This is a genomic window from Isoptericola sp. NPDC056134 (genome assembly GCF_042264825.1).
Lineage (GTDB): Bacteria > Actinomycetota > Actinomycetes > Actinomycetales > Cellulomonadaceae > Isoptericola > Isoptericola nanjingensis.
Genome location: NZ_JBHJVM010000077.1, coordinates 1 through 1,334, shown reverse-complemented (window position 1 = coordinate 1,334; position 1,334 = coordinate 1). Strand labels below are relative to the sequence as shown.

At 65.3% G+C, this 1,334-nt stretch carries 2 protein-coding genes; both read left to right on the top strand.

Translation table 11 applies throughout. The annotated features are described in order from the left end of the window. Positions 1-86 precede the first annotated feature (86 nt). Positions 87-656, top strand: a complete 570-nt coding sequence (locus ACFCZN_RS21375) for an amino-acid N-acetyltransferase (protein WP_029182643.1) — start codon at positions 87-89, stop codon at positions 654-656. Positions 657-800: 144 nt separating this feature from the next. Continuing rightward, complete coding sequence (locus tag ACFCZN_RS21370) at positions 801-1,136, top strand: histone-like nucleoid-structuring protein Lsr2 (RefSeq protein ID WP_006125504.1); 336 nt, start codon at positions 801-803, stop codon at positions 1,134-1,136. Positions 1,137-1,334 lie beyond the last annotated feature (198 nt).

Genomic DNA, 1,334 nt, shown 5'->3' with positions numbered 1-1,334 from the left:
GCCCTGCGGAACCGACCGCCGGCGCCGACGGAGATGACGTACCGACCGATGACGCGACGCCGGAGAGCGGGCGATAGCGTCGGGGCATGTCCTCAGAGCAGCCGCAAAGCGATCCCGATACCGAACTCCATACCGACCCGTCGGTAAATAAGCCCGCCATCACCGTCCGGCGGGCCAGGACGAGTGATGTCGGGGCGGTACGACGACTCCTCGACGGGTACGTGTCCGGGGGCATCCTGCTCGACAAAGCGACCGTCACCCTTTACGAGGACATCCAGGAGTTCTGGGTCGCGGAACGCGACGAGGACGCGACCGTCATCGGCTGCGGCGCACTTCATGTCATGTGGGAAGACCTGGCGGAAGTACGGACCTTGGCCGTCGACCCCCGCATGAAGGGCGCGGGAGTCGGGCATCACGTGCTGGAGAAGCTCTTGCAGACCGCGCGATGGCTCGGTGTCCGCAGGGTTTTCTGTCTCACCTTCGAAGTGGACTTCTTCGCCAAGCACGGCTTCGTCGAGATCGGAGAGACGCCCGTCGACACCGATGTCTACAGTGAGCTGCTGCGTTCCTACGACGAGGGTGTCGCGGAGTTCCTCGGTCTCGAACGAGTGAAGCCGAACACCTTGGGCAACAGCCGGATGCTTCTGCACCTGTGATCTGCAGAAGGACCTGCCTCCCTATGTCCGAATCGCGCATGTTTCCCGTCTTCCCGGGCTGCTGAACCTCTCCCGAGGGTTTGTGTTTTCCCGGGAAAAGCGGTTTCCTTTCCGCGTACTCCATTTTCGATGAAAGGAAATCCCGTGGCACAGAAGGTTCAGGTCCTTCTTGTCGATGACCTCGACGGTGTCGAGGCTGACGAGACCGTCACGTTCGCCCTCGACGGCAAGACGTACGAGATCGACCTCACCACGGCCAACGCGGACAAGCTTCGCGGCCTTCTCGAGCCCTACACCAAGGGTGGACGTCGCACCGGTGGCCGTGCCGCCACGGGCCGTGGCAAGGGCCGCGCCGCCGCCGGCGGTAACAAGGACACCGCGGAAATCCGCCGGTGGGCCCGGGAGAACGGCCACAATGTGAATGACCGCGGCCGTGTTCCCGCCGAGATCCGTGAGGCTTACGAGAAGGCCAACGGCTGATCTGCCGAACCCCTTGTCAGCACCCCTGTCGGCAAGCCGGAACGGGCGTGTGACAACCGGACCCGATGGCATTCCGTCGCCGCCGCGTCCACCAGGCGTACGAGATCGGGGGCACCCCCACCGCTGCTCCCGAAGCCTGCGAGGGCCGGCAGCGCCGGCCCGGGCCCACGCCCCGGCTCTGGGGGCCGCAGCCAGACC